Source organism: Pseudomonas sp. P5_B2 (assembly GCF_056400445.1).
The window spans coordinates 1-1,356 of the sequence record NZ_JBFULH010000902.1 but is presented as its reverse complement, the minus strand read 5'-3'; the positions used below and the strand labels follow the sequence as shown (position 1 = coordinate 1,356).

4 protein-coding genes are annotated in these 1,356 nt (G+C 56.1%); 3 read left to right on the top strand and 1 reads right to left on the bottom strand.

The genetic code is table 11. The features are described 5' to 3' along the window. Positions 1–40 precede the first annotated feature (40 nt). The 3 genes from AC1DRJ_RS27860 to AC1DRJ_RS27850 all read left to right on the top strand — a co-directional run bounded on the left by AC1DRJ_RS27860 (position 41) and on the right by AC1DRJ_RS27850 (position 1,043). Positions 41–328, top strand: coding sequence for a hypothetical protein (locus tag AC1DRJ_RS27860; RefSeq protein WP_477804981.1), 288 nt, complete (start codon positions 41–43; stop codon positions 326–328). Positions 329–411: 83 nt separating this feature from the next. After that, on the top strand, positions 412–576 hold the full coding sequence (locus AC1DRJ_RS27855; RefSeq protein WP_003177151.1) for a DUF1328 domain-containing protein: 165 nt from the start codon (positions 412–414) through the stop codon (positions 574–576). A gap of 2 nt (positions 577–578) precedes the next feature. Continuing rightward, complete coding sequence (locus AC1DRJ_RS27850) at positions 579–1,043, top strand: inhibitor of vertebrate lysozyme family protein (RefSeq protein ID WP_477804980.1); 465 nt, start codon at positions 579–581, stop codon at positions 1,041–1,043. 109 nt (positions 1,044–1,152) lie between these two features. On the opposite strand, the gene AC1DRJ_RS27845 is transcribed toward AC1DRJ_RS27850, so the two are convergent. Beyond that, a partial coding sequence (locus AC1DRJ_RS27845) for a hypothetical protein (RefSeq protein WP_477804979.1) occupies positions 1,153–1,356 on the bottom strand: 204 nt, incomplete at its 5' end.

The following is a 1,356-nucleotide window of genomic DNA, read 5'->3' as shown; positions in this document are numbered from 1 at the left end:
CCCACTAACAAGATTCCCCCAAAGTGGGAGGAGCTTCAGGATGAATCGCTACCGTGCCGCCCAACTGCATATCTCGCCACTGCATATCCAGCAAGGCATGTTTGCTGTGCTGGCAATGCTGGTCACGTTGATCGCCGGCCAACAGTTACTTCGCTGGGAACACAGCCAGCAACCAGAGGCCCCGCACGTGTCGTTTCCACATCCAACCCAAACCCACTTCAGCGCCGCCAGCAGCAACCCGGCCGACATCGCTCCCATGCGGATGATGGACGTCGACCAGGCGCAGCCTCTGGATGAGATGCCGCGTCAGGAGCGCTGGGTATTTTAGTTATCCGAACTTGGCGTGCTCCCTGCGCCGGGACAAGCAACACAAGTGACACCTCTAAATAACGAAGCGTAAGGAGAATCACCATGTTGAGCTGGGCAATCACATTCTTGATCATTGCCATCATCGCTGCAGTACTGGGCTTCGGTGGTATCGCGGGCACCGCCACGGGTATCGCCAAGATTCTCTTTGTCGTGTTCCTGGTGATGTTCATTGCTTCCTTCTTCTTTGGCCGTCGCGGTCGAGGCTGAACATGAGCGTTCTGTTTAAGTCACTGGCAGCCGCCCTGCTTCTGGGCGGTAGTGCCATGGCGATGGCGGCCAATGATGGCCAGATGCGGGTCAATGGATTGCTCACTGCAGACCCGCAGTACCGTGAAACATGGCAACACGTGGTGAAGAAGGAATCGCGCTTGCCCGAATGGGTGATGAACCTGTCTGGCGATGCCGAGCAAATGAATGCTGTGGAAGAGGATGGCCACAAATATCTGGTCGGGCCGCTGTGTGAATCTCAACCGACCTGCTTGAACGAGCGCTTGATTGTGGCCTTCAGTTTCGACAAGGAAGACGCCTACGCCATGCTGGTCGAAGTGCCCGCAGGACTGCCGGACGACAAGTCGCCGACGCGACATGCCAGCTACCGCTTTCTCGGCAAACCAGACCAGGGCATGCAGGGCTTACTGATGGAACAGCTGAAAAAAGATCCGAACTGGTACTGAATTCGTCATATGAAGGAAGCAACATGCTTCTTTCCACTGCGCTACCCGAGGAAGGTAGACGCATGACCATGGGGTCGGGACGTTCTGACTGTTACAGGGTCGGAGTGACCTACGGGTACAGGGAGTGCCTGCGCAAGGGCCGGGTCAGGCAAAAGCTGCGACGCAAGTTCGCCGGGGCATGGGACTCGACGAATTTGCGAAGAGCTTCACTTGAAGCAGTACCCATCAGCGCACTGCTCATTTCCCCCCTATGCTTCTTTCTGACAAATCCCCGCAAAAGCATTTCGCGGTATTTCTTTGCGACCGTATATCG